The organism is Erythrobacter sp. EC-HK427, from assembly GCF_902498745.1.
Taxonomy (GTDB): Bacteria; Pseudomonadota; Alphaproteobacteria; order Sphingomonadales; family Sphingomonadaceae; genus Alteraurantiacibacter.
The window spans coordinates 505,011-531,144 of record NZ_LR701479.1 but is presented as its reverse complement, the minus strand read 5'-3'; the positions used below and the strand labels follow the sequence as shown (position 1 = coordinate 531,144).

The window sequence follows — 26,134 nt, the reverse complement described above, 5'->3', positions numbered from 1 at the left end:
GAACCAGTTGCGGGGTGAAATCAAGCACGGTGTGACACCGCTTGACATAAAATGGAGTTCAGTTCATTCCTTTGCCGATATCGGACGCACGAAGCCATAAAGAATGCTGTGCGACGATCGGAAGAGCGATGCTTCGAAAGGGAGGAATGCATGAAAGTTCAATTCTTTAGGAATGCAAGGCTGCAGTGCCTTGCGGGCAGTGCGATCGCGCTTGCCTTGGCGACACCGGCCTTGGCGCAGCAGCAGGATCCCGAAGAAGACAATTCGGTTGGCATCGATACCATTATCGTCACCGCGCAGCGGGTCGAGCAGGATTTGCAGGATGTGCCGATTGCGATCACCGCCGTCTCTGGTGACCGGCTGACACAGGCCGGGGTCAACGGCCTCGAAGGCTTGGCGCAAATCGTCCCCTCGGTGACGTTCCGCAAAGGCACGACCAGCGCCAACAGCGCCATCGTGATGCGCGGCGTGGGCACCATTACTTTCTCGATCGCGGCCGAACCCAGCGTCTCGACCGTTGTTGACGGTATCGTCCTCAGCCGTTCGGGCCAGGCCTTCATGGATCTGGTGGATATCGAGCGGCTGGAAGTGCTGCGCGGGCCGCAGGGCACGCTGTTCGGCAAGAACGCCTCGGCCGGCCTTGTCAACATCGTCTCGCGCGGGGGAAGCAACTCCTTCGAATATGATGCGCGCGCCGAATATTTCGAAGGCGACGAATTCCGTCTGCGTGGCTCGGTGGCGGGCCCGCTCGCAACCGACCTGACCGCGCGGGTCACCGGCTTCTACGGCAGCTATGACGGCAATATCACCAATGTCTTTGGCGGCTCGGAAGAGCAGATCAACGGCTACGAACATTATGGTGCGCGCGGCATCCTCGATTACGACAACGGCACGTCCAGCCTGCGCCTGATCGCCGATTATTTCGAAGCGCAGGATGATTGCTGCGCCGATGTCACCACCGTCAGCCGCGGCGCGGTGATCGATGCCGAGCTGGGCTTGCCCGGCGGCGTCGCACAGGGGCTGGAGCAACGCTTCGTCAATCACAATCTGGTGACGCAGACCAATGACCAGCAGTGGAGCCTGACCGCTGCGGGCGAATTCGAACTGTCCGATGCCTACACGCTGAGCGTGATCGCCGGTTATCGCGACTGGTGGAACGAGGAAATCCGTGAGGGCGATTTTGTCCCGCGGCCGCTGACCACCCAGTTCGAATTGCACGATAACGGTGTGGTCGAGACGCAGCAGATCTCGCTCGAAGCGCGGATCGCGTCCGATCCGTCGGAGGCGTTCTTCTACCAGGCGGGTGCGTTCCTGTGGCATTCGGACAACCAGCAGGTTTTCACGCGGCGTGACATCACCTGCGCGACCTCGACGTTGCCGGTCGATCCGGTGACCGGCGGGCGTCCGTGCAACCTGTCCGATACGGTAAACACGCTGTTCCCGACAGCAACGTCCAACAGCGATGTGAATTCGCGCAATTACGCCTTGTTCGGACAAGCCACCTATCGCCTTAGCGATGCGCTCGCGCTGACGGCGGGGCTGCGCTATACGTGGGACGACCTGTCCTACACCCATGTGCGGGCACCGGGCGTCAATGCCTTCAACGGCGCGCCTGCCACCGGCCCGGGCGTTTCGGGCAATCCGGCGGGTGGCACGATTGCCAGCGGCGGCAATGGCACCAACACCTCCTCGGGCAGCAGCGATAACGGCAATCTGTCGGGCCGCGCGGCGCTGGAATTCACCCCGACCGACGATCTGCTGTTCTACGCCAGCTATACCCGCGGGTATAAGGGCCCGGCGTTCAACGTCTTCTTCAACCACACCGCACCCAACAATGCGGTGCCGATTGACGAGGAAACCTCGGACGCTTTCGAAATCGGCTTCAAATCGCAATTTGCCGATGATCGCATCCAGTTCAATGTGGCAGCCTTCACCGTGGGATATGACGGCTTCCAGGCAAACAACTTCGTCAATCTGAACGGGACGATCATCACCAATTTGACCAATGCAGGCTCGGTGTCGAGCACCGGCTTCGAAGCCGATCTGCTGGCCGTTCCCATCGACGGGCTGACCTTGCGCGCCAGCGCGGCCTATGCCGATGCACGGGTGGACGAATTCAACCCCAATCCGCTGACCAACGCGCCTGACGCGCGCAACGGCACGCGGCTGCCCTTGGCGCCTGAATTCGTGTACACGCTGGGAGCCAGCTACGAAGCCGATCTCGGCGCGGCGATTGCGTATTTCGATACCGACTTCCGCCAGACCAGTAGCCAGTTCTCCGATCTCGGGGAAGGCGGACCGATTGACGCCTATGGCCTGTGGAACGCATCGGTCGGTATTTCGGACGCGGATGACCGGTTCCGGCTGACCTTCCACGCGCGCAATATCACCGATGAGAGCTACACCTTGCTCAATGTCGGCAATGGCCAGCGGCTGCAAATCCCGCGCGATGCGGATCGCTACTTCGGGGTGAGCCTGCGCGTGCGCAACTAGGGCAAGCCGATCTCCCAATGCCTTCATGGCCCCTTCGATGCACTATCGGAGGGGCCATTTTCCTATTCGCTGCCGTGCCTTGGGCTCCGGCTGTAACACTTTGCAGTTGCAGCCGCGCGCCAAGCGTGAGTAAGGGCTGTGACAGCGGTGGACAGAAACCGCGTTCGGGGAGGCAAGCAGAGAGCAAATGCGCGAGCCGGAGAATGACCGATATAATGCCGCGGGCGATCTGTTCGGCGAGATGTATCTGGCGCAAGGCAGTCCGGATGTCCGCGCGGCGAGGAGAACGCAGCGGCTTGCCCGCTGCCTGCCCGGCCTTGCGGTAACAGCGGTGGCCGCCGCTGCGGCGGCTTGGCTGTCCGGCCATTACGGCTTTCCGCTGATCCTGCTCGGCTTGCTGATCGGGCTCGGCCTCAACTTCGTGGGCAAGCTGCCCTCCACCCATGACGGGCTTGATCTGGCATCCATCGGCTTTCTGCGGGTGGGGATCGTGTTGCTGGGATTTCAGGTTACGCTGGCGCAAGTAGCGACCCTTGGCCCGGTCGCCTTCGGGGCGCTCGCCTGCATCATGCTGCTGACCTTTGGCGCAGGCCTTGCGGGTGCCAAACTGGCGGGGCAATCGCGTTATTCCGGGATTTTGGCGGGCGGCGCGACCGCGATCTGCGGAGCGAGTGCCGCGCTGGCGCTATACAGTGTCATCGGGAAAGATCGGCTGCCGCAGGCGCAATTCGCGCTGACACTGGTGGGGGTGAGCCTTGCGAGCGCGCTTGCCATGTCGATCTATCCGGTGATCGCCGCGCAGATCGGCTTTGACGATGCGCAGGCGGGCTTTGTGATCGGCGCGTCGGTGCATGATGTCGCGCAGGCGATTGGCGGGGGATACAGTTTTTCCGACAGTGCCGGCCAGAACGCGACCATCGTCAAATTGTCGCGCGTGGCCATGCTGGCGCCGGTGGTTGTGCTGGTCAGCCTGTGGGTTGGGCAAGAGGCGGGCGCGCCGCGCCGCTCCATCGCCCGCCGCCTTGCCTTGCCGTGGTTCATCACCGGCTTCGCGGCGGTGCTGGTGTGCAATAGTCTGGTTGACGTGCCCGAAGGTGCGCGCGCGCTGCTGCTTGATCTCTCCAAAGGCTTTTTGCTGCTGGCCGTCACCGCCACCGCCATGCGATCGCGCCTCGATCTGATCGCAGAGCTGGGCTGGCGCGCGAGCATACCGGTGGTAACGGCCTCGCTCGCCAGCCTTGGCGCGGCATTGGCCTTTGCGATTTACGGCTTGACCTGACTAGCCTTTGCGTCCGCCTTACTAGGCGGAGCCAGCGGTCAGGCGGATTTGCTCACGGTGCCTGTTTCGGCCTTGGAAGAAAGCAAGGTGTCGATCTCGCTTGCGGGCATGGCCTTGAAATACAGCCAGCCCTGGATCTGGTCGATCCCCGCAACGCGCACCATGACTGCCTGATCCTCGGTTTCGACGCCTTCTGCGGTCACGCCCATATTGAGTGAGCGGGCAATCGCCACCGAGGCGAGCATCATCGCGCGCGAACTGCTGTCATTCGCCGCATCGACAATCATCGAACGGTCGAGCTTGAGCTTCTCGAAACGGAACTGGCGCAGGAAGCCGATGCTGGCATAGCCGGTGCCGAAATCGTCGAGCACAATGCGCACGCCGAAATCGCGGATCACTTCCATCGAACGGCCTGCCACCACCGAATCGAGCACCAGATGCGTCTCGGTTACTTCCATTTCCAGCCGGTCGGCCGGGAAGCCGGTCTCTTCGAGTAAATAGCCCAGCTCCACCGGAAATTCGGGATTGCGCAATTGTGCGGCGGAGACGTTGATCGACAGCTTGATGTCTTCCCAGCCAATTGCATCGGCAAAGGCGCGGCGCAGCACCCACATCCCGATGCCGTTGATAAGGCCCGATTCCTCGGCGATGGGGATGAAGATATTCGGCCCGATCTGCTCGCCATCGGGGCGATCCCAGCGGATCAGGGCTTCAACCGCAACAACTTCCCGCGTCTGCGCATCGACCAGCGGCTGGTAAACCAGGCGGAATTCCTGCCGGGCGAGGGCGAGGCGCAATTCGTCGTCCAGCTTTTGCAAGGCTTCGCGGTGGGTGTCGAATTCCGCGCTGTACCAGGTAACGCGCATCTTGCCCGCGCGTTTTGAGGCATACATGGCGAGATCGGTGCGCCGCAGCATCTCGGACGAATTGACCGGGTTCGCGACATCGGTGCGCGCCATGCCGATCGACGCGCCCACCGTGATCGCGCGCTCGCCGATATAGATCGGCTTGGTCAGCCGGATCAGCAAGCGGCGGCACGCGCCTTCCAGCAGATTGCTCACCATTGCGCCTTTGGCGAAGAAAGCGAACTCGTCCCCCCCTAAACGGTAGATCCGGATATCTTCGCCGCAAATCTCGGAAAACAGCGTAGCGCATTCGCGGATCAGATTGTCGCCCACGACATGGCCGTAATGGTCGTTGACGACCTTGAAGCCGTCGAGGTCAACCATGGCTAGCGCGGCCTCCTTGTCCTCTGCGTCCAGCGCGGAGAAATCGAGATGCAGCGCGCGGCGATTGGGCAGACCGCTCAGGCTGTCCGTATGGCCGAGCTTTTCCAGCTGGTGGACATTGTTGAGGCCAAGCCGCGTCAGGATCGCCACCGCAACCGCGTATACCGCGATACCAACCACCAAATAGCCGAGTGTCACAGGTTCCGCCGGGGAGGCCTGCTGCCAGAACAAAGCGGCCAGCAACAGGAAGACAAGCGTCAGCACAATCAGCGGCATGAATACCGTGACTCTGGGAGAAATCCGCGCCTCTGTCAGTCTGTGTAGCAAAGGGTCCAGCCTGCGACCGTTGATGGTGGAGAAGCCGTAACCCCGTGCACTTAAGATAAGGTGTAAAATGCCTTTACTATCGCACGGCGGCCATAGCGTCCGCACCCGAACGCGCACTTGCTGCGGCAGGCCGCTGGAAACTGGGCCTGCCTTTTTCCGGCATAAACAGGCCGGTATGCCCGCGCACTGCCTCGCCCCCGCCCAGCAGCAGATAACCGTCCTCCGCCAAGGCCGAATCCAGCCGCGCATAGGCCTTCTTGCGCGTCGCGGTGTCGAAATACAGCAGCACGTTACGGCACAAGACCAGATCGAACCGCCGCGTTGTGGGCGGAGTTTCGAGGATGTTGTGCGTGACATAGGTGATGCGGTTGCGCAGCTTTTCGGAGGCCACCCAGCCATCTTCGGTCTCGGTAAACCAGCGCAGCATGCGCGCGATATCCAGCCCGCGCTGGATCTGGAACTGGTTGTAGCACCCCTTGCGCGCGGAGCGGATGGCACTTTCGGACACATCGGTGGCGAGGATTTCGACCTGCCAGTCGTTCCAGATCGCGGTGTTTTCCGCCAGCATCATGGCGAGCGAAAGCGCCTCCTGCCCGGTCGAGCAGCCTGCGCACCAGATCGACAGACGGCGCTTTTCCGCGCGGGCCTGCGCCAGCGCGGGGAGCACGGTATCTTGTAAATCCTGGAACACCGCCAGATCGCGGAAGAAGTAGGTTTCGTTGTTGAGCAAGGCTTCCACCACCTGCCGTGCCAGCGGTGACCGGTAATTGCCCGCAATCCGCGCCGCGAGCGCGTTGAGATCGGCGCAATCATGTTCGCGCATGACGCTGGAAAGCGCCGTGCCCACGCGCCACTGGCGGGTTTGCGTCAGTTCCTGCCCGGTAAACTCTTCCAGCAGTTCCGCGAGTATCCGCACCGCCGCGGGGGTCACCTGCACGGCACGCTCTCCAGACAAGCGGCAAGCCGCGCGGCGAGCTGCGCCGGAGGCAGGATAGCGGAGGCTAGGCCCGCATTCGCAATCGCGCGCGGCATTCCCCACACGGCGGAGGTTTGCGCATCCTGCACCCAAATTTGCCCGCCTGCGCCGGTGATCTGCGGCGCGGCGCGCGCGCCGTCATTGCCCATTCCCGACAGCACGATGCCAAGCGCGCTCTTGCCATAAACCTGCGCCAGCGAGGCGAACATCGGATCGACCGAGGGGCAGCAGCCGCTTTCCGATGGTGAATGATCGAGCGTTATGCGCACGCCCGCCGCTCCGCGCGTGACGCGCATATGCGCATCGCCCGGGGCAATCACGATTTCGTCCGGGCGGAGCAGCAAGCCCTCGGCACCAATCCGCGCCGCGCGGCCCGAAGCGCGTTCGATCTGGCGGGCGAACACCTCGATAAAATGGGCGGGCAAGTGTTGGGTGATGAGGATGGGGACGCCGATCCGGGGCGGGAGATTGCCGAGCAGCTGGTCAAGCGCATGGATGCCGCCGGTGCTCGCACCAATGGCAAGCACTTGGGTAGTGATCGCGCGCGCCGGTGCGACGGGAGGCGCAAGCGTGGGGGCAGGGCCCGCCTCCTTGCGGCTGCGCTTGGCGGCGAGCGCGGAAATGCGGTCCGCCAGACGGGTGCGATAGTCGCGGTCGAAGACGCCAGAGGTCGGCTTGGCAACGGTATCCGCCGCGCCCAGCGCCAGCGCCCGCAGGGTCGGCTCGGCCCCTTCCACCGCAAGGCTGGAGACGACCAGCACGTTGGCCCCGCCCGATCGGGCAATCAGCCGGGGGAGCGCTTCCAGCCCGCCTATTCCGGGCATTTCGAGATCGAGCAGGATCACATCGACCCGCATCGCCTCCACCTGCGCGAGCGCCTCGTCGGCGCTACTGGCGAGGCTTGCGACCTGTAGGCGCGCATCGCCTTCGACGATCCGGGCGAGCATGGTGCGCGCGGTGATCGAATCGTCCACGATCATCACCTGCGCAAGGGCAGACGCGCGGTCGTCTTGACCGCTCGGATGGAAAAGGGTGGTGCTACCGCTCACCGTGGCCAGCGCCTCAGGCGACGCCGACCAATTGCAGTTTGATCTGCAAGGTTTCCTGATCGAACGGCTTCATCACATATTCGTTGGCCCCCGCTTCGATTGCAGCCTTGATATGCGCGACATCGTTTTCCGTGGTGCAGAACACCACTTTGGTTGCATCGCCATCGGGGCGGGCGCGCAGTTGGCCGAGGAAATCGATGCCGCTCATCACCGGCATGTTCCAATCGAGCAGGATGACATCGGGCATGGCGGCATCGCATGCTTCCAGCGCTTCCTTCCCATCAGCCGCTTCGCTGACCGCGAAGCCCATGGCTTCGAGCAGGTGGCGTGAAACCTTGCGGATTACGCGGGAGTCATCAACGATCAAACAGGTCTTCATGATATTGCGATCCAATCAGTTGTCGGCTCCCACACCGCCCGATTGTGATCTGCAATATGTCAAATTGTGTAAAATTTCCTTTAGGCCGCCTTCGCCACAGTCTCGGAGGCGAGCAGTTCTGCGGTGTCGATCACCAGCAGCGGGCCGATGGCGGTTTCGATAGTGCCGCTGGCCGCGCGTGCCCAGCCCTGGCCCAGATCATCTGGCACCCCGTCTTTCTCCCCCAACGCCTGGGTGACATCCAGAATCGCATCGACCATCATCGCATAGCCGTGCCCGCCGCATTCCATGATGACGGCATGGCGCTCGCCGCCCGGTGCGACGTCATCGAGCGGAGCCATTCCCAGCAATAGCGCCGGATCGATTACTGTCAGCACCCGGCTGCGCACGGCAGTCAGGCCGACGATATGCGCCGGCGCGCGGGGGACAGGTGTCAGCCCGTCCAGCACGATTAGCGATTGCACTGCGCTGGCGGGAATGGCGGCGCGTTTGCCGCCGATCTCGATGGCCAGATAGAGTTCACCCATGGCGCGCTTCCCTTCGCGATTAAGCCTGCGCCCGCCGCGCTGCACCCAGTGCTGCGAGCAGTGCCTCGCGGTCATAGCGGTAGATGGCGTGCGGATCGGCGGCGCATTCCTCCGCGCTGGCTCCCACGCGGATGATGGCGCGTGCGGCGGCGGCTGGTGCTTCTGCGCCAAGTTCGCAGATGGCGATGTCGGCCTTGGCCTCATGCGTGTCGTCGATCACCTGATACCCGGCGGATTCGATCAGCGGGCGCAGGAATTGCTGCATCCAGGGATCGCCAACCGGTAGACGGCAGAGCGGCTTGGCAAGCCGTTCCGGCGTGCTGCCGTAGCGCGCGAAAATCGCGTGCGCGTCCAGCAGTTCGACCGGCTTGCCGTCGATCAGCAGAATTCGCTCCACCCCGGCTGCGGCATGGGTGGATGTGCCGTGCATCGGCACGGGGATGATATCGGTGTGGCCGACACAGGCATAGGCCAGCGACGATCCGCCGTCATTCAGGCGCAGCATGCGCAGCTTGCCCGCCAGCGTGTCGAGCCCGCTGGCGATCCCGGCGAGCGGGAAAATGGCATTGTCGAGCACGATATGGTCGCCGCCTGCGGAGCGGCTGATCTTTTCGCGGTCGCCATTTTCGATCCGTTCGACCACCGCCATGCGCAGCGCCCGCTGCTTGCCGTCGAGGCCGGTGAAAATGACGATCTGTACCTCTTCCGCGCTGCTCGCTTGCGGTGCCTCGTCTTCGGCCGCGCGGACGACGCGGCTGCCCATATCGAGCGCCAGCCCGCCTGCCTTGGCGATGCCCATCACGTCCAGCAGCAGGATCAGATCGCCATCATCGGTCAGCGTGGTACCTGCATACAGCCCGGTCGCCATCAGCGAGGGGGCGAGCGGTTTGATGACCAACTCCTCGTGATCGAGCAGCTTGTCGACGCGCAAGGTGAAGATATCGCCGCCGGGCAGGCGGATCACTGCCAGCGGGCTGATGTCGCGCGTTTCGTCAGCCTCCAGCCCGAGCAGATCGGCGAGGCGCAGACAGGCGAATTGCTTGTCCCTGATCCGCACCTGCACCGTATCGCCGACTTCGCTGAGCCGCACCGCATCGCTGCGCAGATCGACCACTTCCTTCACATAGGAACGCGGGATGGCGAATTTCTGCCCACCGGCCTCGACAATCAGCGAGGGCGTGATGGAGAGGGTGAGCGGCAGACGCAGCGCGATGCGAGTGCCTTCGCCGCGCAGGGAATCAATCGTGATCGAACCGCCCAGCTGTTCGATATTGGCGCGCACCACATCCATCCCGACTCCGCGACCGGAAATCTCCGTGACCGTGTCGGCGGTGGAAAGCCCGGCCTCGCAAATGAGCATATGGCGCTCGGCTGGTGAAAGCCCCGCGGCCTGCGCTTCGGTCAGAATGCCTGCCGCGATGCACTTCGCCACGATCCGGTCGGTATCGATGCCGCGCCCGTCATCATTGATCTGTACGAGGATCTGGTTGCCCGACTGGCGCGCGGCGATTTGCAGCAGGCCGGTGCCGTGCTTGCCTTGCGCGGCGCGTTCGGCGGGGCTTTCGATCCCGTGGTCGATGGCGTTGCGGATGATATGGATCAGGGGATCGCGCACCAGCTCGATCATCTCGCGGTCCAGCTCGACATCGCCGCTATCGCAATCGAGCAGGACTTCCTTGCCCAATTGCTGAGCAAGATCGCGCACCAGTCGTGGGAACGAGGTGAAGAGCGTGTCGATGGGCTGCATCCGCGTTTGCGTCATGCGTTCGCGGACTTCGGAAATCAGCGCCGAGAGCCGGTCAAAATGGCCGATCAGCGGGGTGTCTTCGGGCAGCTCGCGCAGGCGGCGCGCCAGTTCGTTGCGGGCGAGCACGATGTCCGAGACGCCGCTCATCACCCGGTCGAGCAGATCGACCGGCAGGCGCACACTGCGCAAATTGGTGGTGCGCGCGACTTGCAGGATCGCGTCTTCGGAAAGTTCAGTAATGCCGCCGGTGTCCGCGCCATCGGGCGCCAGCGCGGCAATCAGGCCGGAATCATCGCCGGTATCGGTTTCCTTGCCGTTGTCGATGCCATCGACCATCGCCGCAATCCGGTCCACCGTCGCCAGCACGGCGCTGACGAGCTTGGCATCAGGCTCGCGTTCGCCGCTGCGTACATCGGCCAACGCGCCCTCTGCTGCGTGCGAGAGGGCTTCCAGCCGGGGAAAGTCGAAAAAGCCGCAATTGCCCTTCACCGTGTGGAAGAAGCGGAAAATCGCGTCGAGCTTGTCGCGATCTTGCGGGTGCGCTTCCCACGCAACGATGGTGCTGCCGATGGACTCGAGCATTTCGCGGATTTCCGCGACAAATTCTTCGAGGATTTCGTCCATTCCGGATGCCCCTGGCGACATTGACTAGTCTGCGGGGCAGTCATGAAGGAACGCAGTTAACAAGTCCTAAAGCGCGGCTACTCCGCCTGCGCGAGCGCGGCGAACACCGCTTCTGCGTGTTCCTTCCGGCAGATCAGCAGATCGGGCAGATAGGTGTCGCGCTGGTTGTAGACGAGCGGGGAGCCGTCGATGCGGCTGATATGCAGGCCGTGCGCGGCGGCGACAGCGGCAGGTGCGCAGCTGTCCCATTCGAACTGGCCGCCCGAATGCAGATAAATGTCCGCCTCCCCGCGAATGATCGACATGGCCTTCGCGCCCGCGCTGCCCATCGGCACCAGCTCCGCGCCCAAGGCTTCGGACACCGCGACCGCTTCGGCCGCCGGGCGGGTGCGGGAGACGACCATGCGCAGTCGCTCCGGCGCAGCAGGCAGTGCGGCGGGTTGATCGGTGCGCAGCACTTCGCCAAGGCCGGGCAGGGCCACCGCGCCGATCACCGGCTCGCCATGGATCGCCAGCCCGACATGCACCGCCCAATCCGCCCGCGCCTCGCCATATTCGCGGGTGCCGTCCACCGGATCGACGATCCACACGCGCTCTTTGGAAAGGCGTTCTTCGGTGTCCTTGCTTTCCTCGGACAGCAGCCCGTCATCGGGGCGTTGCTCGCGCAGCGCGTGGACGAGGAACTGGTTCGCCGTCTGGTCGCCCGCCTTGCCGAGCGATTTGCCTTCGAACATTCCCGAAGCGCGGACTTCCAGCAGGATGCGGCCTGCGCATTCGGCAAGATGGGCAGCAAGCTGGGCGTCGGTCATTGCGGTCATACGGGGTTCCTCACTTGAGCGGCAAAATGCGGTCGACAATGAAAGCGGCGGCTTCCTCCGGCGTCATTTCAACCGTGTTGACGGTGATTTCGGGCTGCTCGGGCGCTTCATAGGGGCTGTCGATCCCGGTGAAGTTCTTGAGCTGGCCCGCCCGCGCCTTCTTGTAGAGGCCCTTCACATCGCGCGCCTCGGCGACTTCCAGCGGCGTGTCGACGAAAATCTCGATGAACTCGTGATCGGCCAGCATTTCGCGCACCATCTGCCGTTCGCTGCGGAATGGCGAGATGAAAGCGGTGAGCACAATCAGTCCGGCATCGGTCATCAGCTTGGCGACTTCGCCGATGCGGCGGATATTCTCAATCCGGTCGGCCTCGGTAAAGCCGAGATCCTTGTTCAGCCCGTGGCGCACATTGTCCCCGTCGAGCAGGAAGGTGTGGCGGTTCATCAGCGCCAGCTTCTTTTCCACCTCGTTGGCGATGGTCGACTTGCCGCTGCCCGAAAGCCCGGTGAACCACAGCACGCGCGGCGTCTGGTTCTTCATGCTGGCGTGATGTTCGCGGGTAATGTCGGTTGCCTGCCAATGCACGTTCTGGCTGCGGCGTAGCGAGAAGTTGAGCAACCCTGCGCCGACGGTCGCATTGGTGATCTTGTCGATCAGGATGAACCCGCCCAGCGTGCGGCTGTCGGCATAGGGTTCGAACACGATCGGCTTGTCGGCATAGACCTCCGCCACGCCGATATCGTTGAGGCTGAGCGTTTTGGCCGCGAGCTTGTCCATCGTATTGACGTCTACGCGGTATTTGGGTTGCTGCACGGTGGCGGAAACGGTCTGCGTGCCGATCTTCAGCCAGTAGCCGCGGCCCACGTGCAGGTCTTCGTCATTGAGCCAGACGAGCGTTGCCTCGAACTGGTCGGCCACTTCGGGCGGATTGTCCGCCACGCACAGCACATCGCCGCGCGAAATGTCGATTTCGTCGGTGAGCGTGAGGGTGACCGACTGGCCCGCAATCGCTTCGTCCAGCTCGCCATCATAGGTGACGATGCTCTTGACCGTGGAGGTCTTGCCCGAAGGCAGCGCGCGCACCGTGTCGCCGGGCTTCACGCTGCCGGTCGCGATCAGGCCGGAGAAGCCACGGAAGTCGAGATTGGGGCGGTTGACCCATTGCACCGGCATCCGGAACGGCTTTTGCGAAGCGACCTCGGACAGCACTTCGACGCTTTCGAGATGCTCGACGAGGCTCGGCCCCGAATACCACGGCGTATTGGCCGAAGGCGCGGCGGTGATGTTGTCGCCCTTGAACCCGGAAATCGGCATGGCGGTGAAATTGGCAATACCGATGCTCTCAGCAAAGGCGCGATAATCGGCGACGATAGAATCGAAAACCTCTTGCGAGTAATCGACCAGATCCATCTTGTTCACCGCCAGCACGATGTTCGTGATGCCAATCAGGTGGCACAAATAGGAGTGCCGCCGCGTCTGGACGAGCACGCCCTTGCGCGCATCGATCAGGATCACGGCGAGGTCGGCGGTTGATGCGCCGGTCACCATGTTGCGGGTATATTGTTCGTGCCCCGGGCAATCGGCGACGATGAATTTGCGCTTTTCGGTGTTGAAGAAGCGGTAGGCGACATCGATGGTGATGCCCTGCTCGCGCTCCGCCGCCAGCCCATCCACCAGCAGCGCGAAGTCGATCTCCTGCCCCTGCGTGCCGACCTTCTTGCTGTCATTGCTCAAGGCTTCGAGCTGGTCTTCGAAGATCATCTTGCTGTCATACAGCAACCGCCCGATCAGCGTCGATTTGCCATCATCCACACTGCCGCAGGTGATGAAGCGCAGCATAGTCTTGTGCTGGTGGGTTTCGAGATAGGCGTCGATATCCTCGGCGATGAGGGCATCGGTCTGGTAGACACTGTCCTGCGACATCAGAAATAGCCCTCCTGCTTCTTCTTCTCCATCCCGGCACCGCCTGCATCCTTGTCGATCACGCGGCCCTGCCGTTCGCTGGTGGTGGTGAGCAGCGTCTCCTGGATGACTTCGGAAAGCGTTGCGGCCTCGCTTTCCACTGCGCCCGTCAGCGGGAAGCAGCCTAGCGTGCGGAAGCGCACCGATTTCATCGTGATTGCAGGTCGGGCGCCCATCACCCGTTCCAGCCGTTCGATATCGTCGGCCATAAACAGCCCGCCTTCATATTCGAAAGTGGGACGCTCGGCGGCGAAATAGAGCGGGACGATCTCGATATTTTCCAGCTGGATATATTGCCACACATCCAGCTCGGTCCAGTTGGAGATCGGGAACACGCGGATGCTTTCGCCCTTGTTCTTCTTGGCGTTGTAGAGGTTCCAGAGTTCGGGCCGCTGGTTCTTCGGATCCCACCCGTGCGAAGTGGTGCGGAAGGAGAAGACACGCTCCTTCGCGCGGCTCTTCTCTTCGTCACGCCGCGCGCCGCCAAAGGCCGCGTCAAAGCCGTACATGGTGAGCGCCTGCTTCAGCCCTTCGGTCTTCCACATATCGGTGTGCAGCGGGCCGTGATCGAACGGGTTGATGCCGCGTTCCTGCGCTTCGGGGTTCTGGTGGACGAGCAGTTCCATGCCCGCCTCTTCAGCAGAGCGTTCGCGCAGCGCGTACATATCGCGGAACTTCCACGTCGTATCGACGTGCAGCAGCGGGAAGGGCGGGGGCGAGGGGTAGAAGGCCTTTTTGGCGAGATGCAGCATCACGGCTGAATCCTTGCCAATCGAATACATCATCACCGGCTTTTCCGCCTCTGCGGCGACTTCGCGGATGATGTGGATCGCCTCGGCTTCAAGGCGCTGGAGATGGGTCAAAGGTGCGGTCATGGGCCGTGTCCTGATGAATGTGCTGCGCTGCGGCATAGCCATGCGGTGATTGCGCTAGACCTCCCATTTGGGAGGGGTTAGACGATTGGCCATGCGTGTTCCCAATCTTGGCGAGACCGAACTGCTGGTGCCCTTGCATGACGGCGTGTTTGAACAGCCGATGTGGCACACCTTCCTCGCGCGGCTGATGCGGGTGGCGGAGGCGCGGGGGGCGGCGATCCTGCTGCAATCGGGGAAGGAGACGGTGCGGCTTTGCACCGGCGATCTCGCGCTGCCCGCTGCGCTTGGCGAGCTGCGCTTTGGCCGCGCCTATGCGCCTGAAGAGCTGGGCGGCGCTTGCCACGCGATCCGTTTGCCGGGTGAAGGCGGGCTCTCCGCCGTGCTGCTGGTGGACAGCGGGGAAGGCGGCATATCCGGCCTGCTCACCGCGCTCGCCCCGCACTTCACCGTGGCGCTCAAAGTCCTCGCCGGGCTGGAGCGCGAGCGGGCGCGTTCGGAGATGAGCGCGGAGGCCTTTGCGCGGCTCGATTTCGGCTGGATCGGGCTCGATGCCAAGGGGCGGATCGTCGATGCCGACGCGCAGGCGGAACGGATGCTGCGCGAATCCGGCCTGCTGGCACGCGGCGCGTATAACCGGCTGGTGCCCGCCGATCCTGCGATAGACCGGCAGCTGACCGCGCTGGTCAAGGATTTCGCCGCCAAGCCCAAGGCCCGCCCGCGCGCGATCAATTTGAGCCATGATCCGTGGATCGACATTCTGGTTGCGCCCTTGCGGCTGGAGGCGCTGGCGGGGGGCAAGGATGCCGTGGCGGTGGTTTATCTGCGCGGCGACCGCTCTTCTTCCGAAACCCGCGCCGAGCAATTGGTCGACCTGTTCGATCTGACGCCGAGCGAGGCGCGCATGGCGTGGTCGATGGCGCAGGGCCTGTCGATTGCCGAGGCAGCGGCGGAGCATGGCCTGACCATCGAGACGGCGCGTAATTACTCGAAGAAGATCTACGCCAAAACCGGCGCGCGCGGACAGGTCGATCTGGTGCGCCATGTGCTGACGGGCGTGCTGGCCCTTGCGTAGCTGGCGATGAAATGACAGGTGCCCATCCCAAGGAGAGAGACTCATGAAAATCGCATTTATCGGCCTCGGCAATATGGGCGGCGGGATGGCGGCAAACCTGGCCAAAGCGGGCCATGATGTGCGCGCCTTCGATCTGAGCGAAGCGGCGCTTACGGCGGCAGAGGCCAAGGGGTGTGCCCCTTTTACCTCGGCCAGCGAGGCTTGCGCGGGCGTTGATGCGGTGGTCTCCATGCTGCCCAATGGCGGCATCGTGAAAGCGGTCTACACCAATGATGTGATCGGCCAAGCACCGGCAGGCGCGGTGCTGATCGACTGCTCGACCATCGACGTGGCGACCGCGCGCGACGTCTCCGCAGCGGCGGCGGAGGCGGGCTATCCGATGGTCGATGCGCCGGTGTCGGGCGGGATTGCGGCGGCGGATGCGGGGACGCTGACCTTTATGGTCGGCGGGACGCAAGAAGGCTTCACCCGCGCCGAGGAAGTGCTCAAGCACATGGGCAAGGCGGTGATCCATGCAGGTGATGCGGGCAACGGGCAGGCGGCGAAGATCTGCAACAATATGCTGCTCGCCATCCATATGATCGGCACCGCCGAAGCCTTCGCCATGGCGCAGAAGCTGGGGCTCGATCCGCAGACCTTCTACGACATTTCCAGCGTCAGCAGCGGCCAGTGCTGGTCGATGACAAGCTATTGCCCCGTCCCCGGCGTCGGGCCGACCACGCCCGCGGATAATGGCTACCAAGGCGGCTTTGCCACCGCGCTGATGCTCAAGGATTTGAAGCTGGCGATGGAAGCGGCGGAGACCGCCGGGATGGAACCGCGCATCGGCGCGACGGCGAAGGCACTCTACGAAACGTTCGACGCGGCCGGAAATGGCGGGCGGGACTTCTCGGCGATCATCACCGAATACGACTGATGAACTGGTATGCGCTCATACCGCTGCTTTTGGGAGCCGCTCTTATGTGGGGCAGTATCCGCGAAGACCGAAGCGATGACGCTCTCAAAGAGGCTCAAGCCAACGCCGATATTCGCGGTGTCGCTCCACCCGCACCCAGAAACTGGTTGCGCAGGGTTCTAGGACAAGCTTTCGCGCAAGTCTCCGGCCATTTGGGGTTAGTGCTCATCTTGTTAGGTATTGTAGGTTTGATCGCCTAACGCGGCGCTGCAACCAGCGCCTTGCCCTCGGGCGCGAAGGTTACGTCGGCGATCCCCGGGGCGTAGGCGCATTCGCCCGGCGACACGACTTCGCCCGACACCAGCACATCGCCCGATAGCGGCACGACCAGCAGCTTTTCCGCATAGGCGTAGAGCTGCGCGTCTTCCGCTACGCCGTCTATCAGGTCGAGCGTGAAATGCGGACCGTCCACCAGTGTGGCCGAGCCGCTTGCCGGAATGCGCTGGTGCAAATGCGCGGGATAGGGTGCGCCATCGGCCACCGCCATGCCCGCTTCCAGATGCAGCTCGCGCGGGCGGCCGTAATCATACAGGCGATAGGTGATGTCCGAATTCTGCTGGATCTCGATGATCGAGCAGCCGGGGCCAATCGCGTGCACGGTGTTTGCCGGAATGGTGAAGAAATCGCCTGCCTCCACCTGGTGCCACACCAGCAGCTCTTCGATCGAGCCGTCCAAGGCGGCGGCGCGCATTTCGTCGGCTGACAATTCGCGCTTGAAGCCGATGCCGAGCGTCGCGCCCGGCTGCGCGGCGATCACCAGCCAGCATTCTTCTTTGCCGTTGCGGCCCAGCCCCGCAGCTTCGGCCTGATCGTCATCGGGGTGGCATTGCACCGACAGCTTCTCGCTGGTGAAAAGATACTTCACGAGCAGTTCGGAGAGCTCTTCCGGCGGCTCGAACCAGATCTCGCCAATGCGCTTGCCTTCCGGCGCGACGAAGGGTGCGGGAAGCACATCCATCCCCCAGACCTTTTCGACCGTGCGGGTGGGGAGATGCATGTGTGACCTTTGGAATGAGTGCGAAGCGTCCATGGCGGGATCGCTTAACCATGAAATATTGCGGTTCGCATAACGCGGCCGCCATTTCCACCCCGATTGCGGCACGATGGCCTTTTGAGTTCGCGCCCGAAGCGGGGTAAGCGGGGGCGCATGAGTGATCCCGCCACCATCGCCGCCGATCCGCAATGGCTGCCGCACACGCTCGATCTCGCGGGCGGGCGGATGCTGTTCGTGCGCATTTCGCAAGAGGTCTTTACGCAAAGCGGGTTCCTCGCTGATATCGACCCGGAACGGGCCGAGGACAGGGCGTGGATTGCGCTAGCCGATGTCAAGGCCATGCCAGTGCAGGCAGGCCCGCTGCATTTCGTCTTCCACACCGCCTTTTGCCGCTCAACCCTGCTGGCGCGGGCGCTCAATATTCCGGGCGTGAGCGTGGGCATGGCCGAGCCGGGTATCCTTGCGCAATTGGCGGGCGCGGGCGAAGCGGGGCGCGATCTGGTGAAGCCGGTGTGCGATCTGCTGTCGCGCGTTTGGCCCGATAGCAAGGCGGTGTTCGTCAAGCCGACCAACCACGCCAATATGCTGATCCCTGCACTGCTCGCCGCGCGGCCCGATGCCACCGCAGTGCTGATGACCAACCCGCTCGCCAGCTTCCTCAAGGCGGTGGACAAGCGCGCGCTGATGGGGCGGCGCTGGGGGCGGCAGCTTTATCTCGAAGTGATGGGCTATGCCGGAATGGACCTCGGCATGGACGGGCGCGAGCAGTTCTGCATGACCGATCTGCAAGCGGCGGGGCTTGCTTGGTTCCTGTCGCAGCGGATGTTCACCCTGCTGGCGGCAGGGCCGGACGGGCAGCGGCTGCGCGTGCTCGATGGAGACCGCTTTGCACGCGCCAAGGCGGAAACGCTGGAAGCGGTGCTGGAATTGGCGGGGCTGGATATTGATCCGGCTGCAATCGCAGCGGTGGTCGACGGCCCGATCTTCGCGCGCCACGCCAAGCTGGGCGGGGCGTTCGCCGAAGAGGCGACCGCAATGCCCCCCGCGCTGGAGCAGGAAATCGGGCAGGTGCAGCAATGGCTGGAGATGATTGCGCGGCAGGCGGGACTTACGATCCCCGCCCGCCAAACGCTGTTCTAGCTATTCCGCAGCCGCTTCGGCCACGTCGCGGAGGAAAATCTCCTCGATTGCCAGTTCGAAAACATCGGCGATCTTGAAGGCCAGCGGGAGCGACGGATCATACTTTCCGGTCTCGATCGCATTCACGCTTTGGCGCGAGACATCGAGCCGGTCGGCCAGATCCTGCTGGCTCCATCTGCGTTCGGCGCGCAGCACGCGCAGGCGGTTGTTCACGCGGCTTCTCCGCCGCTTTCGGGTAAGGCCATTCCGAGCGCCAGGCCAATCGCCCATGCGGGGAAGACCCACCAGGCCCAGATATGCGGCACCAGCCCGAAGGTTTCGAGAAATCCCCAGCCCGTACCCAGCACCAGCACAAAACCCAGCCCCACCATCGAGGCGCGCACCGCCTTGTAACGTTGGTACTCGTCGCTTTCCTCCCGCAGATAGCGCATCATGGCCCAGATCATGGCGAAGGCGGGCAGCATCGGCGCGATGGCCAGCGCCCACAGCAGCGGGGACGCTTCGGCAATCCGGTTGGCAATGCTCGCAGCCCCGATCATTCCCACCGAATAGACCGCGCTCGCGGTGAGGAAGCGGCGGTTATAGTCACGCATCGCCCGGGTCACTGCGCCCCTGTCCTCATACACTTGCCTGCTCGCCTTGATCAGCGGGAGCAGCAGCGCGAAATTGAGCGCGAACAGAATGTAAGGAACAGGCGGTTCGACCGCGCCAGTGGCGAACAGTGCGGCGATAACCCCCATATTCGCGGTGAACAGACCCGCCCACAGGCCGGGCTTCGGTTTGGTACGAACACTCTCGGTCATCACCGGCACTCCCCGTAAGAACCCATCGTTATCTTGTTGTAGACGGCCCCCACGCCGGTGCCGAAACACCAGATGGTCGGCCACCAGAAGGCTGCCAGATGCGGGACGGGTAAATAGGTTTCCATGAAGCCCCACACCGCTGCCGCGGTCAGCGTCAGTCCGGTCGCTACCATCATCTGGCGGACATAGAGCATCCGGAAAAACTCGTCGCGTTCCTCCACGATCAGGCGGACGAAAATCCAGAAGACCGCGGCAAAGGCAAGCCCCGGCAGGGCGGCGAGCATATAGGCCGGCCAGCCCGAAAGGCCGCGTTCCTCTATCAGCACTTCGGCAGCGAAAAGCGAGGTGAGATACAGCGCCATCGCCATCGCCATACGCACGAGATAGCGCCGCTTTTCCGGCTTGGTGCGGGCGATGGCGGTCATGCGCTGTCTCCCTCGGGCGTGCGGCCGCACGGCTTGCAGGGCCGCACATTGCCGAGCGTTGTCCAGGCGAGAACGGGCAGCATGATGAGCATGAACCGGGCGGTTTCGCTGTCGATCGGGCCGGCGACGGCCAGCAGGGCGAAAAGGATAATCGCGCTCGCCCAGATGAGCGCGTTTGTTACAGGTTTCATGTCAAGCTCCCTTGAAGGTATGTAAAGGTAACTAGACATCGATTCGAAAAATGTCAAGCACGCTTTCCAAAGTGATTGCCGTGCTTGACGTTGGATGGCGGTTTGTTGGGGTGACGGATGATGCTTCGCGCTTTCCTACAAGCTCTTCGCCGCGGCATGGGCTCTCCATGCTCTGCAGACCGCACAAAAGTGATGAATTACAGCGGGAAGGGTGCGATCCGGGCGGCGCGGGGTTTTCTGCCCTGAACCCTGTAACAGGTGTAACAGGTTCCCCGTTCACGCTGATCGGAAATCCCCCTCCAAAAGCCGTATCCGCGTTAGCTTGCCATTCACCCGCGCGCGCCTACATTGGTCGCAGTGAAAGGATGCTTCGAGCATGGATGAGAATCGCGAACCCGAGAACCAGCCCAACCCCTGGATGAAGAGCCTCTTCGTATGGGGCGGTATCTTTCTGGCCTTGCTGCTGGCGGTATCGATGTTTGGCGGCGCCAGCGAAGCGCCGGGCACCGCGATCTCGTATTCGGACTTCAAGGACCGCGTGGCTGAAGGCACGGTCGAATCGGTCGAGATCGGCCCGGAAGTCATCACCGGCACGCTGGGCAACGAACAGCGCTTTTCCACCGTGCGGGTCGAAGGCGACAGCGGCCTGATTGACGAATTGCAAGACGCCGATGTGCAAATCACCGGCGCGCAGGCCGAAAGCGGCAATATGCTGCTTTACATCCTCGTCCAGACGCTGCCTTTCCTCCTCATCCTCGGCATCGCGTTCTTCGCCTTGCGGCAGGTGCAGAAGGGCGGCGGCGCGGGCGGCGCGATGGGCTTTGGCAAGTCCAAGGCCAAGCTGCTGACCGAAAAGCAGGGCCGCGTGACGTTTGACGATGTCGCCGGGATCGACGAAGCGCGCGAGGAATTGCAGGAAATCGTCGAGTTCCTGAAAGACCCAAGCCGCTTCTCCAAGCTGGGCGGACAAATCCCCAAGGGCGCGTTGCTGGTCGGTTCGCCCGGTACCGGCAAGACGCTGCTGGCCCGCGCGATTGCGGGTGAAGCGCGCGTGCCGTTCTTCACCATTTCGGGCTCCGACTTTGTCGAAATGTTCGTCGGCGTCGGCGCGAGCCGCGTGCGCGATATGTTCGAGCAGGCGAAGAAAAATGCGCCCTGCATCGTCTTTATCGACGAAATCGACGCCGTGGGCCGCCATCGCGGCAACGGCATCGGCAACTCGAATGACGAGCGCGAGCAGACGCTGAACCAGCTGCTGGTGGAGATGGACGGTTTTGAGGCCAACGAAGGCATCATCATCATCGCCGCCACCAACCGCCCCGACGTGCTCGACCCCGCGCTGTTGCGCCCCGGCCGGTTTGACCGTCAGGTCGTGGTGCCGATCCCCGATATTGACGGGCGCGAGAAGATCCTTGCCGTGCACATGAAGAAGGTGCCGTTGGCCCCCGACGTGAACCCGCGCACGATTGCCCGCGGCACGCCCGGCTTCTCCGGCGCAGACCTTGCCAACCTCGTCAACGAGGCGGCGCTGCTGGCCGCTCGCCGCAACAAGCGGCTTGTCGCCATGCAGGAGTTCGAGGACGCCAAGGACAAGGTGATGATGGGCACCGAGCGCAAGTCCATGGTGATGACCGAGGACGAGAAGAAGATGACCGCCTATCACGAGGCGGGCCATGCGCTGGTGAGCATCAACGAGCCCGCGTCCGACCCGATCCACAAGGCGACGATCATCCCGCGCGGCCGTGCGCTGGGCATGGTGATGCGCCTGCCCGAACGCGACAATTACTCCTACCACCGCGACAAGATGCACGCGAACCTTGCGGTCGCCATGGGAGGCCGTGTGGCGGAAGAGATCATCTTCGGGCACGACAAGGTATCGTCCGGCGCGAGCGGGGACATCCAGTATGCGACCGATCTGGCCAAGAACATGGTCACCAAATGGGGCATGTCCGACAAGCTCGGTCCGCTGATGTATGAACAGAGCCAGGAAGGCTATCTCGGCATGGGCCAGTCCACCCGCACCATGGCGGGCGCGGAAACCAACAAGCTGATCGATGCCGAGATCAAGGAACTGGTCGAAGGCGGGCTGAAGCGCGCCACCGAGGTGCTGACGAGTCAGGAAGACAAGCTCCACCTGCTCGCCCAGGCGCTGCTCGAATACGAGACGCTATCGGGCGACGAGATCAACCAGTTGATGCAGAACGGCAAGATCGACCGCCCCGATGCCCCATCGGGCCCGGTTATTGTCCCGCCGGCCCATGGCTCGTCGATCCCGAAGGCAGGCAAGCGTTTCGGCGGCGAGGGTGAAGCGCCGCAAGGCGCGTGATCCACGAACCGCCGCCGCGCCCGCTGCGCACGCTTTCCCGAAGCGTGCTGCGGGTGATGGAGGCGGGCGGCCGTTTTCTCCTCTGGCTTGGCCCCGGGCTGCTGGTGATCCTGCCGCTGGTATGGCTGCTCAACCCGCATGCGCGCGATGAGGTGCTCGCCCAAGGCAGCGTTGCGCTGCTCCTATGGGGCGCGATGGCGGCGGGCTGGCATATCGTGCTGGTGTTCCTGCGCTGGTGGATGTGGTGGCACCGCGACGAACGCGGCTAGGCCTTAGAACGCCCCCAGCAGTAGCAGCAACTGCACGAACAGCAGGATTATGATCCAGATAAAGATGCTCAAAACCATCAGCCGCCAGAAGGTGCCGAAGCGGCTGAGATCATAGGCATAGCGCAACTGTTTGTAGAGGTGGATCGGCGGAACCAGCATCGTCGTTATGACAACCAGCCCCGCGTCCAGTCTCGCAGCAATCAGCAGCGATGCGGCGATGAACAGGATGGTCATGAAGCTCAATGAATAGGTGACGAAGATCGCGTGGTCATAGGCCTTGAACCGGCGCTTCCAGAACAGCAGCAGCCATAAGAAGGGTATGGAGATCGGGATCAGTAACCAGCTGAATTTATACGCGTTCGCCTGCAATTTGTAGAGCATCAGCCCCGGATTATCGCGCCATTTGGCGACGATGCCTTCATCGAGCGATTCAATGCCGAAGATGGTGACGTCCGGATTGTCCTCAAAATCCAGCACCCGCGCCTGCGCCAGCCCGTCGAGCGCCTCCTGTGCAGCCGCCGCTTCGCGCTCGGCCTCGGCATGGGCGGGCGTGCCCGCTTCGCTCGCCGCCATACGGCTGCGCGCATCATCGAGATCGTCTTGCGCGGCGGTTTGCAGCGTATCCATCGAGGAGCTGATGCCGCTGGAATTGAGATCGGTCGGCGTGGTGAGCCCCAGCATCTGGAACACGGCGAACATCAGGAACACGCTGAACAGGAACAGCGCCATCGGGCTGACAAACCGCGCGCGTTCCCCGTCGATATAGCGGCGGGTGAGCGCGCCGGGCTTGAACAGCAGCATAGGCAGCGTGCGCCAGAACTTTCCTTCGAAGTGGAACGCGCCATGCACCAGATCATGCATAAAGGCGCCAATCGTCCGGTGCAGGTGCCCCTTCTGCCCGCAGGAATGGCAATAGGCTCCTGTGAGCGCGGTGCCGCAATTCAGGCATTGCTCGGGCTGGTCGGGATGCGGAGCCTTCGCGCCCGAATCGGGCTCCAGCGCGCGGGCGAACAGGCCGCCCTGGGTTGCCGAACCGATGCCGTCGAACAGATCATTCATGCGCTTGTCCCCGTCGCCTTGGGGGCAAGTATAGGCGGCAGAACAAGGCTGGCAATCGCGGACTTGCTGCGCGCTTGAAGGGTGGCAGCGGAGGGCTTGTGCCGCCCATCGCGCTGTCCCACATTGCGGGGATGGAACTCGCCCCAAGCCAATGGCCTATGCTTGGCCTTGCGATCATGGCCGCTGCCTTCGTGCTCGTTGCGCTGGTGGAGCTGGCTGCGCCTGTGCGGCAAGCGGTGCAATCGAAGCCGCAGCGCTGGCTGACCAACCTCGCCCTGTTCGCCATCGACACGCTGGCGGTGCGGCTGGTGCTGCCCGCGGCAATGCTGGGCGAGGCCTTGCTGGCTGCTGAGCGCGGCTGGGGGCTGTTCAACGCGGTCGAGGTGCCTGCCTGGCTCGCCTTCATCGCCACGCTGCTGGTGCTCGATTTCGCGCTTTATATGCAGCACCGCGCGACGCACGAGATACCGCTGCTCTGGCGGCTGCACCGCGTCCACCACAGCGACCGCGATTTCGACGTGACGACGGCGGCGCGGTTCCATCCGGTAGAAATTGTGCTGAGCATGGTGTGGAAATGCGGCGTGGTGATCGCGCTGGGTGCGCCGGTGCTGGCGGTGTTCGTGTTCGAAGTCGGATTTGCCGTGGCGACCTTGTTCACTCACGCCAATTTTGCGCTGCCGCGCCGCATCGACCGCGCGATGCAAAGCCTGTTCGTCACGCCCGATATGCACCGCATCCACCACTCGGCGCTGGAGCGCGAGACGAACAGCAATTACGGCACTACGCTGTCGTTGTGGGACAAGCTGCTGGGCACCTATCGCGGCGAGCCGGAGCGCGAGCAGACGCGCATGACCATCGGGCTGGATGAATGGCAGGATGATCGCCCCGCGCGGCTCGGCTTCAGCCTGCTGCTGCCCTTCCAGCGCCGATAGCAGGCACAAAAAAGGCCGCTATCCGTAAAGGAAGCGGCCTCTTTGTCGGGTGATCGCGGCGGATCAGCCGTCGTAATCGCCACCGATCGAGGTGGAGCGCGAAGGCGCGGCGGCGGACAGGCGCATGGCCTCTGCCGACTGGCTCAGCGAACCGATTTCATCCGCCTCGTCATCCTCGTCGGGAAGGATCGTCTGCAGCGATTGGATCAGCGATTCCTGCAAATGCTTGGGCTTGACCGTCTGTTCGGCCACTTCGCGCAGCGCGACCACGGGGTTCTTGTCCCGGTCACGGTCAATCGTCAGTTCCGCACCGCCGGAAATCTCCCGCGCGCGCTGGGCGGCCAGCAGGACGAGATCGAAACGGTTGGGAATCTTGTCGACGCAATCTTCGACGGTAACGCGCGCCATAGGGGCACTCCAATAGCTTGGGTATTTCGGAAAGCGCTCGCTTAGGCGAGGCTTGCGCCAAGGTCAAGATTTTCCGGCCTATCGACGCTGGGCGCAGCTTACCCCGTCACTTGCGGGCCGATAATCGCGGTATCCACCGGCACGCTGGTGAGCAGATCGTTCGCCTGGCTGCCGATCATCGCGTGGCGGAAGCCGCTCTCCCCGTGCGAGCCGAGCACAACGCAATCGATGCCCTCGCTGGCGATCAGCCGGTGTATCGCGCCAGACACGGTGCCGTTGGCGATATGCGTGGTGACGCGCGCAGCAATGTCGGGCGGCAAGTCGCCGACAAAGGACTGCATTTCCTCTGTCGCATAACTTTCCAGCTCCTTTACCACATACTCGGCGTTGTTCCAGGCCTGATAGGGCATATGGAACGCGTGCAGCAGATGTAGCTGCGCATTGGGAAAGAAATCCGCCGCCCATCCGGTTGCCGCCAGCGAAAAGACCGAGAAATCCGTGGCAATGGCGATCTTGGCGTAGGGCGCTTGCGGGCGCTGCTTCACCACCAGCACCGGGCGCGGCGTGCGGCGGATCACATCGTCCACCACCGTGCCCAGAATGAAATCGCCGAGCGAATTGTGTTTGGCGACGCCCATCACGATCAAATCGGCATTGTTGGCATCGGCGCAGGCGGCGATGTTCTGCGGGACATGGCCGATTTCAGTGGCGATCTGCACGTCCCCTGCACCGGGCGGAAGCACCGCGCGGATCTTCTTGCTGATCGTATGCGCATCCTCCTCCTTGCCGGGATCGAGCGAGCGGCCGTGAAAGACAATAACCTCGTGCCCCGTTTGCTTGCCGAGCGCAATCGCCCGGTCAATCGCGCGGTCGGCGCGGGCGTGAAAATCGGTGGTGACGATAATGGGGCCGGTCATAGGGTCTCTCCTCCTGAACTGATTCGGAGATACCGCAAGGTGCAGGTGGCTGCGTTGACTTAGGTCAAATTCAGATGCTCAATCGACGCAAACAAAACCACCATCGATCTGCCCATTGTTGATCTCGGCAAAGCAGCCGAAAGTCACGTTGGTAGCTTCGCAAAAGCCAGCGGCTGGGGTCCCGCTGGTTGGGAGCGGCCCTCTATCGGCTGCGTCGAGCAGACATCTGCCTTGGCATTCCGACCCATCGCGGCAGGGCGTGCCGGCATCCTCATATGCGATAGAGCAGACTGCGGAGCCAAGCCTTCCGCCGCGAACCACTTCACCGCCCCTGGCGTTGCAGTCGTCAATCATCGC

Annotated in this window: 25 protein-coding genes; 8 read left to right on the top strand and 17 right to left on the bottom strand. The window is 63.1% G+C overall.

The window, feature by feature from the left end:
* The first annotated feature begins 150 nt into the window (after positions 1-150).
* Both GC121_RS02655 and GC121_RS02650 read left to right on the top strand, forming a co-directional pair.
* Positions 151-2,493: a TonB-dependent receptor gene (locus GC121_RS02655; RefSeq protein WP_151972627.1), complete on the top strand. Its 2,343-nt coding sequence runs from the start codon at positions 151-153 to the stop codon at positions 2,491-2,493.
* A gap of 187 nt (positions 2,494-2,680) precedes the next feature.
* On the top strand, positions 2,681-3,772 hold the full coding sequence (locus GC121_RS02650; protein ID WP_151972626.1) for a YeiH family protein: 1,092 nt from the start codon (positions 2,681-2,683) through the stop codon (positions 3,770-3,772).
* A gap of 38 nt (positions 3,773-3,810) precedes the next feature.
* Here GC121_RS02650 and GC121_RS02645 read toward each other — a convergent pair whose 3' ends face one another.
* The 9 genes from GC121_RS02645 to cysD all read right to left on the bottom strand — a co-directional run bounded on the left by GC121_RS02645 (position 3,811) and on the right by cysD (position 14,286).
* A complete protein-coding gene (locus GC121_RS02645; RefSeq protein WP_151972625.1) occupies positions 3,811-5,277 on the bottom strand; it encodes a bifunctional diguanylate cyclase/phosphodiesterase in 1,467 nt (488 codons plus the stop codon).
* Between the two features lie 127 nt (positions 5,278-5,404).
* On the bottom strand, positions 5,405-6,265 hold the full coding sequence (locus GC121_RS02640; protein ID WP_151972624.1) for a protein-glutamate O-methyltransferase CheR: 861 nt from the start codon (positions 6,263-6,265) through the stop codon (positions 5,405-5,407).
* Entirely contained in the window at positions 6,256-7,353 is a 1,098-nt protein-coding gene (cheB, locus tag GC121_RS02635) for a chemotaxis-specific protein-glutamate methyltransferase CheB (RefSeq protein ID WP_234421082.1), read from the bottom strand. Before cheB ends, GC121_RS02640 begins: the two co-directional genes overlap by 10 nt.
* A gap of 13 nt (positions 7,354-7,366) precedes the next feature.
* The gene (locus tag GC121_RS02630) at positions 7,367-7,732 is read right to left on the bottom strand and encodes a response regulator (RefSeq protein WP_151972623.1); all 366 of its coding nucleotides are present in this window, start codon (positions 7,730-7,732) and stop codon (positions 7,367-7,369) included.
* An 80-nt stretch (positions 7,733-7,812) separates the two neighbouring features.
* Positions 7,813-8,259 (bottom strand): chemotaxis protein CheW, encoded by a 447-nt coding sequence (locus tag GC121_RS02625; protein WP_199857712.1) that lies wholly within the window; start codon positions 8,257-8,259, stop codon positions 7,813-7,815.
* A gap of 19 nt (positions 8,260-8,278) precedes the next feature.
* Positions 8,279-10,630, bottom strand: a complete 2,352-nt coding sequence (locus GC121_RS02620; RefSeq protein ID WP_151972621.1) for a chemotaxis protein CheA — start codon at positions 10,628-10,630, stop codon at positions 8,279-8,281.
* A gap of 77 nt (positions 10,631-10,707) precedes the next feature.
* A complete protein-coding gene (locus tag GC121_RS02615; RefSeq protein ID WP_151975556.1) occupies positions 10,708-11,439 on the bottom strand; it encodes a 3'(2'),5'-bisphosphate nucleotidase CysQ in 732 nt (243 codons plus the stop codon).
* Positions 11,440-11,458: 19 nt separating this feature from the next.
* Positions 11,459-13,372, bottom strand: a complete 1,914-nt coding sequence (gene cysN, locus GC121_RS02610; RefSeq protein WP_151972620.1) for a sulfate adenylyltransferase subunit CysN — start codon at positions 13,370-13,372, stop codon at positions 11,459-11,461.
* On the bottom strand, positions 13,372-14,286 hold the full coding sequence (cysD, locus tag GC121_RS02605; protein ID WP_151972619.1) for a sulfate adenylyltransferase subunit CysD: 915 nt from the start codon (positions 14,284-14,286) through the stop codon (positions 13,372-13,374). Before cysD ends, cysN begins: the two co-directional genes overlap by 1 nt.
* Before the next feature lie 91 nt (positions 14,287-14,377).
* Between cysD and GC121_RS02600 the strand changes: the two genes are divergently transcribed.
* Positions 14,378-15,358: a helix-turn-helix transcriptional regulator gene (locus GC121_RS02600; RefSeq protein ID WP_151975555.1), complete on the top strand. Its 981-nt coding sequence runs from the start codon at positions 14,378-14,380 to the stop codon at positions 15,356-15,358.
* A 43-nt stretch (positions 15,359-15,401) separates the two neighbouring features.
* Positions 15,402-16,274: a 3-hydroxyisobutyrate dehydrogenase gene (gene mmsB / locus GC121_RS02595; protein ID WP_151972618.1), complete on the top strand. Its 873-nt coding sequence runs from the start codon at positions 15,402-15,404 to the stop codon at positions 16,272-16,274.
* 235 nt (positions 16,275-16,509) lie between these two features.
* Here the strand turns inward: mmsB and GC121_RS02590 are convergent, their stop codons facing one another.
* Positions 16,510-17,310, bottom strand: coding sequence for a class I mannose-6-phosphate isomerase (locus GC121_RS02590; protein ID WP_151972617.1), 801 nt, complete (start codon positions 17,308-17,310; stop codon positions 16,510-16,512).
* Positions 17,311-17,460: 150 nt separating this feature from the next.
* Between GC121_RS02590 and GC121_RS02585 the strand changes: the two genes are divergently transcribed.
* Positions 17,461-18,447 carry a hypothetical protein gene (locus GC121_RS02585; protein WP_151972616.1) on the top strand — a complete coding sequence of 329 codons (987 nt, stop codon included), beginning with the start codon at positions 17,461-17,463 and terminating at the stop codon, positions 18,445-18,447.
* Here GC121_RS02585 and GC121_RS02580 read toward each other — a convergent pair whose 3' ends face one another.
* Genes GC121_RS02580 through GC121_RS02565 form a run of 4 tightly spaced genes read right to left on the bottom strand, consistent with a single transcriptional unit; the run spans position 18,448 to position 19,866 of the window.
* On the bottom strand, positions 18,448-18,660 hold the full coding sequence (locus tag GC121_RS02580; RefSeq protein WP_151972615.1) for a helix-turn-helix transcriptional regulator: 213 nt from the start codon (positions 18,658-18,660) through the stop codon (positions 18,448-18,450).
* Positions 18,657-19,250: a hypothetical protein gene (locus tag GC121_RS02575; protein ID WP_151972614.1), complete on the bottom strand. Its 594-nt coding sequence runs from the start codon at positions 19,248-19,250 to the stop codon at positions 18,657-18,659. The genes GC121_RS02580 and GC121_RS02575 overlap by 4 nt, the downstream gene beginning before the upstream one ends.
* Complete coding sequence (locus GC121_RS02570) at positions 19,250-19,675, bottom strand: hypothetical protein (protein ID WP_151972613.1); 426 nt, start codon at positions 19,673-19,675, stop codon at positions 19,250-19,252. Before GC121_RS02570 ends, GC121_RS02575 begins: the two co-directional genes overlap by 1 nt.
* Positions 19,672-19,866, bottom strand: a complete 195-nt coding sequence (locus GC121_RS02565; protein ID WP_151972612.1) for a hypothetical protein — start codon at positions 19,864-19,866, stop codon at positions 19,672-19,674. Before GC121_RS02565 ends, GC121_RS02570 begins: the two co-directional genes overlap by 4 nt.
* A 376-nt stretch (positions 19,867-20,242) precedes the next feature.
* Here GC121_RS02565 and ftsH point away from each other — a divergent pair, with 376 nt between their 5' ends.
* Both ftsH and GC121_RS02555 read left to right on the top strand, forming a co-directional pair.
* A complete protein-coding gene (gene ftsH / locus GC121_RS02560) occupies positions 20,243-22,192 on the top strand; it encodes an ATP-dependent zinc metalloprotease FtsH (protein ID WP_151972611.1) in 1,950 nt (649 codons plus the stop codon).
* Complete coding sequence (locus GC121_RS02555) at positions 22,189-22,461, top strand: hypothetical protein (RefSeq protein WP_151972610.1); 273 nt, start codon at positions 22,189-22,191, stop codon at positions 22,459-22,461. The genes ftsH and GC121_RS02555 overlap by 4 nt, the downstream gene beginning before the upstream one ends.
* Before the next feature lie 3 nt (positions 22,462-22,464).
* On the opposite strand, the gene GC121_RS02550 is transcribed toward GC121_RS02555, so the two are convergent.
* Positions 22,465-23,520, bottom strand: a complete 1,056-nt coding sequence (locus GC121_RS02550) for a DUF3667 domain-containing protein (RefSeq protein ID WP_151972609.1) — start codon at positions 23,518-23,520, stop codon at positions 22,465-22,467.
* 158 nt (positions 23,521-23,678) lie between these two features.
* Between GC121_RS02550 and GC121_RS02545 the strand changes: the two genes are divergently transcribed.
* Positions 23,679-24,452 carry a sterol desaturase family protein gene (locus GC121_RS02545; protein WP_234421081.1) on the top strand — a complete coding sequence of 258 codons (774 nt, stop codon included), beginning with the start codon at positions 23,679-23,681 and terminating at the stop codon, positions 24,450-24,452.
* 63 nt (positions 24,453-24,515) lie between these two features.
* On the opposite strand, the gene rpoZ is transcribed toward GC121_RS02545, so the two are convergent.
* Together rpoZ and GC121_RS02535 are read right to left on the bottom strand one after the other, a co-directional pair.
* Entirely contained in the window at positions 24,516-24,860 is a 345-nt protein-coding gene (rpoZ, locus tag GC121_RS02540) for a DNA-directed RNA polymerase subunit omega (protein ID WP_151972608.1), read from the bottom strand.
* Between the two features lie 98 nt (positions 24,861-24,958).
* Positions 24,959-25,777, bottom strand: a complete 819-nt coding sequence (locus GC121_RS02535) for a universal stress protein (RefSeq protein ID WP_151972607.1) — start codon at positions 25,775-25,777, stop codon at positions 24,959-24,961.
* Positions 25,778-26,134 lie beyond the last annotated feature (357 nt).

Excerpts from the sequence above, each read along its gene's own strand:
- GC121_RS02655 (WP_151972627.1), top strand. The coding sequence starts at position 151 with ATGAAAGTTCAATTCTTTAGGAATGCAAGGCTGCAGTGCCTTGCGGGC.
- GC121_RS02650 (WP_151972626.1), top strand. The coding sequence starts at position 2,681 with ATGCGCGAGCCGGAGAATGACCGATATAATGCCGCGGGCGATCTGTTC.
- GC121_RS02645 (WP_151972625.1), bottom strand. The coding sequence starts at position 5,277 with ATGCCGCTGATTGTGCTGACGCTTGTCTTCCTGTTGCTGGCCGCTTTG.
- GC121_RS02630 (WP_151972623.1), bottom strand. The coding sequence starts at position 7,732 with ATGAAGACCTGTTTGATCGTTGATGACTCCCGCGTAATCCGCAAGGTT.
- GC121_RS02625 (WP_199857712.1), bottom strand. The coding sequence starts at position 8,259 with ATGGGTGAACTCTATCTGGCCATCGAGATCGGCGGCAAACGCGCCGCC.
- GC121_RS02620 (WP_151972621.1), bottom strand. The coding sequence starts at position 10,630 with ATGGACGAAATCCTCGAAGAATTTGTCGCGGAAATCCGCGAAATGCTC.
- GC121_RS02615 (WP_151975556.1), bottom strand. The coding sequence starts at position 11,439 with ATGACCGACGCCCAGCTTGCTGCCCATCTTGCCGAATGCGCAGGCCGC.
- cysN (WP_151972620.1), bottom strand. The coding sequence starts at position 13,372 with ATGTCGCAGGACAGTGTCTACCAGACCGATGCCCTCATCGCCGAGGAT.
- cysD (WP_151972619.1), bottom strand. The coding sequence starts at position 14,286 with ATGACCGCACCTTTGACCCATCTCCAGCGCCTTGAAGCCGAGGCGATC.
- GC121_RS02600 (WP_151975555.1), top strand. The coding sequence starts at position 14,378 with ATGCGTGTTCCCAATCTTGGCGAGACCGAACTGCTGGTGCCCTTGCAT.
- mmsB (WP_151972618.1), top strand. The coding sequence starts at position 15,402 with ATGAAAATCGCATTTATCGGCCTCGGCAATATGGGCGGCGGGATGGCG.
- GC121_RS02590 (WP_151972617.1), bottom strand. The coding sequence starts at position 17,310 with ATGCATCTCCCCACCCGCACGGTCGAAAAGGTCTGGGGGATGGATGTG.
- GC121_RS02585 (WP_151972616.1), top strand. The coding sequence starts at position 17,461 with ATGAGTGATCCCGCCACCATCGCCGCCGATCCGCAATGGCTGCCGCAC.
- GC121_RS02575 (WP_151972614.1), bottom strand. The coding sequence starts at position 19,250 with ATGACCGAGAGTGTTCGTACCAAACCGAAGCCCGGCCTGTGGGCGGGT.
- GC121_RS02570 (WP_151972613.1), bottom strand. The coding sequence starts at position 19,675 with ATGACCGCCATCGCCCGCACCAAGCCGGAAAAGCGGCGCTATCTCGTG.
- GC121_RS02565 (WP_151972612.1), bottom strand. The coding sequence starts at position 19,866 with ATGAAACCTGTAACAAACGCGCTCATCTGGGCGAGCGCGATTATCCTT.
- ftsH (WP_151972611.1), top strand. The coding sequence starts at position 20,243 with ATGGATGAGAATCGCGAACCCGAGAACCAGCCCAACCCCTGGATGAAG.
- GC121_RS02550 (WP_151972609.1), bottom strand. The coding sequence starts at position 23,520 with ATGAATGATCTGTTCGACGGCATCGGTTCGGCAACCCAGGGCGGCCTG.
- GC121_RS02545 (WP_234421081.1), top strand. The coding sequence starts at position 23,679 with ATGCTTGGCCTTGCGATCATGGCCGCTGCCTTCGTGCTCGTTGCGCTG.
- rpoZ (WP_151972608.1), bottom strand. The coding sequence starts at position 24,860 with ATGGCGCGCGTTACCGTCGAAGATTGCGTCGACAAGATTCCCAACCGT.
- GC121_RS02535 (WP_151972607.1), bottom strand. The coding sequence starts at position 25,777 with ATGACCGGCCCCATTATCGTCACCACCGATTTTCACGCCCGCGCCGAC.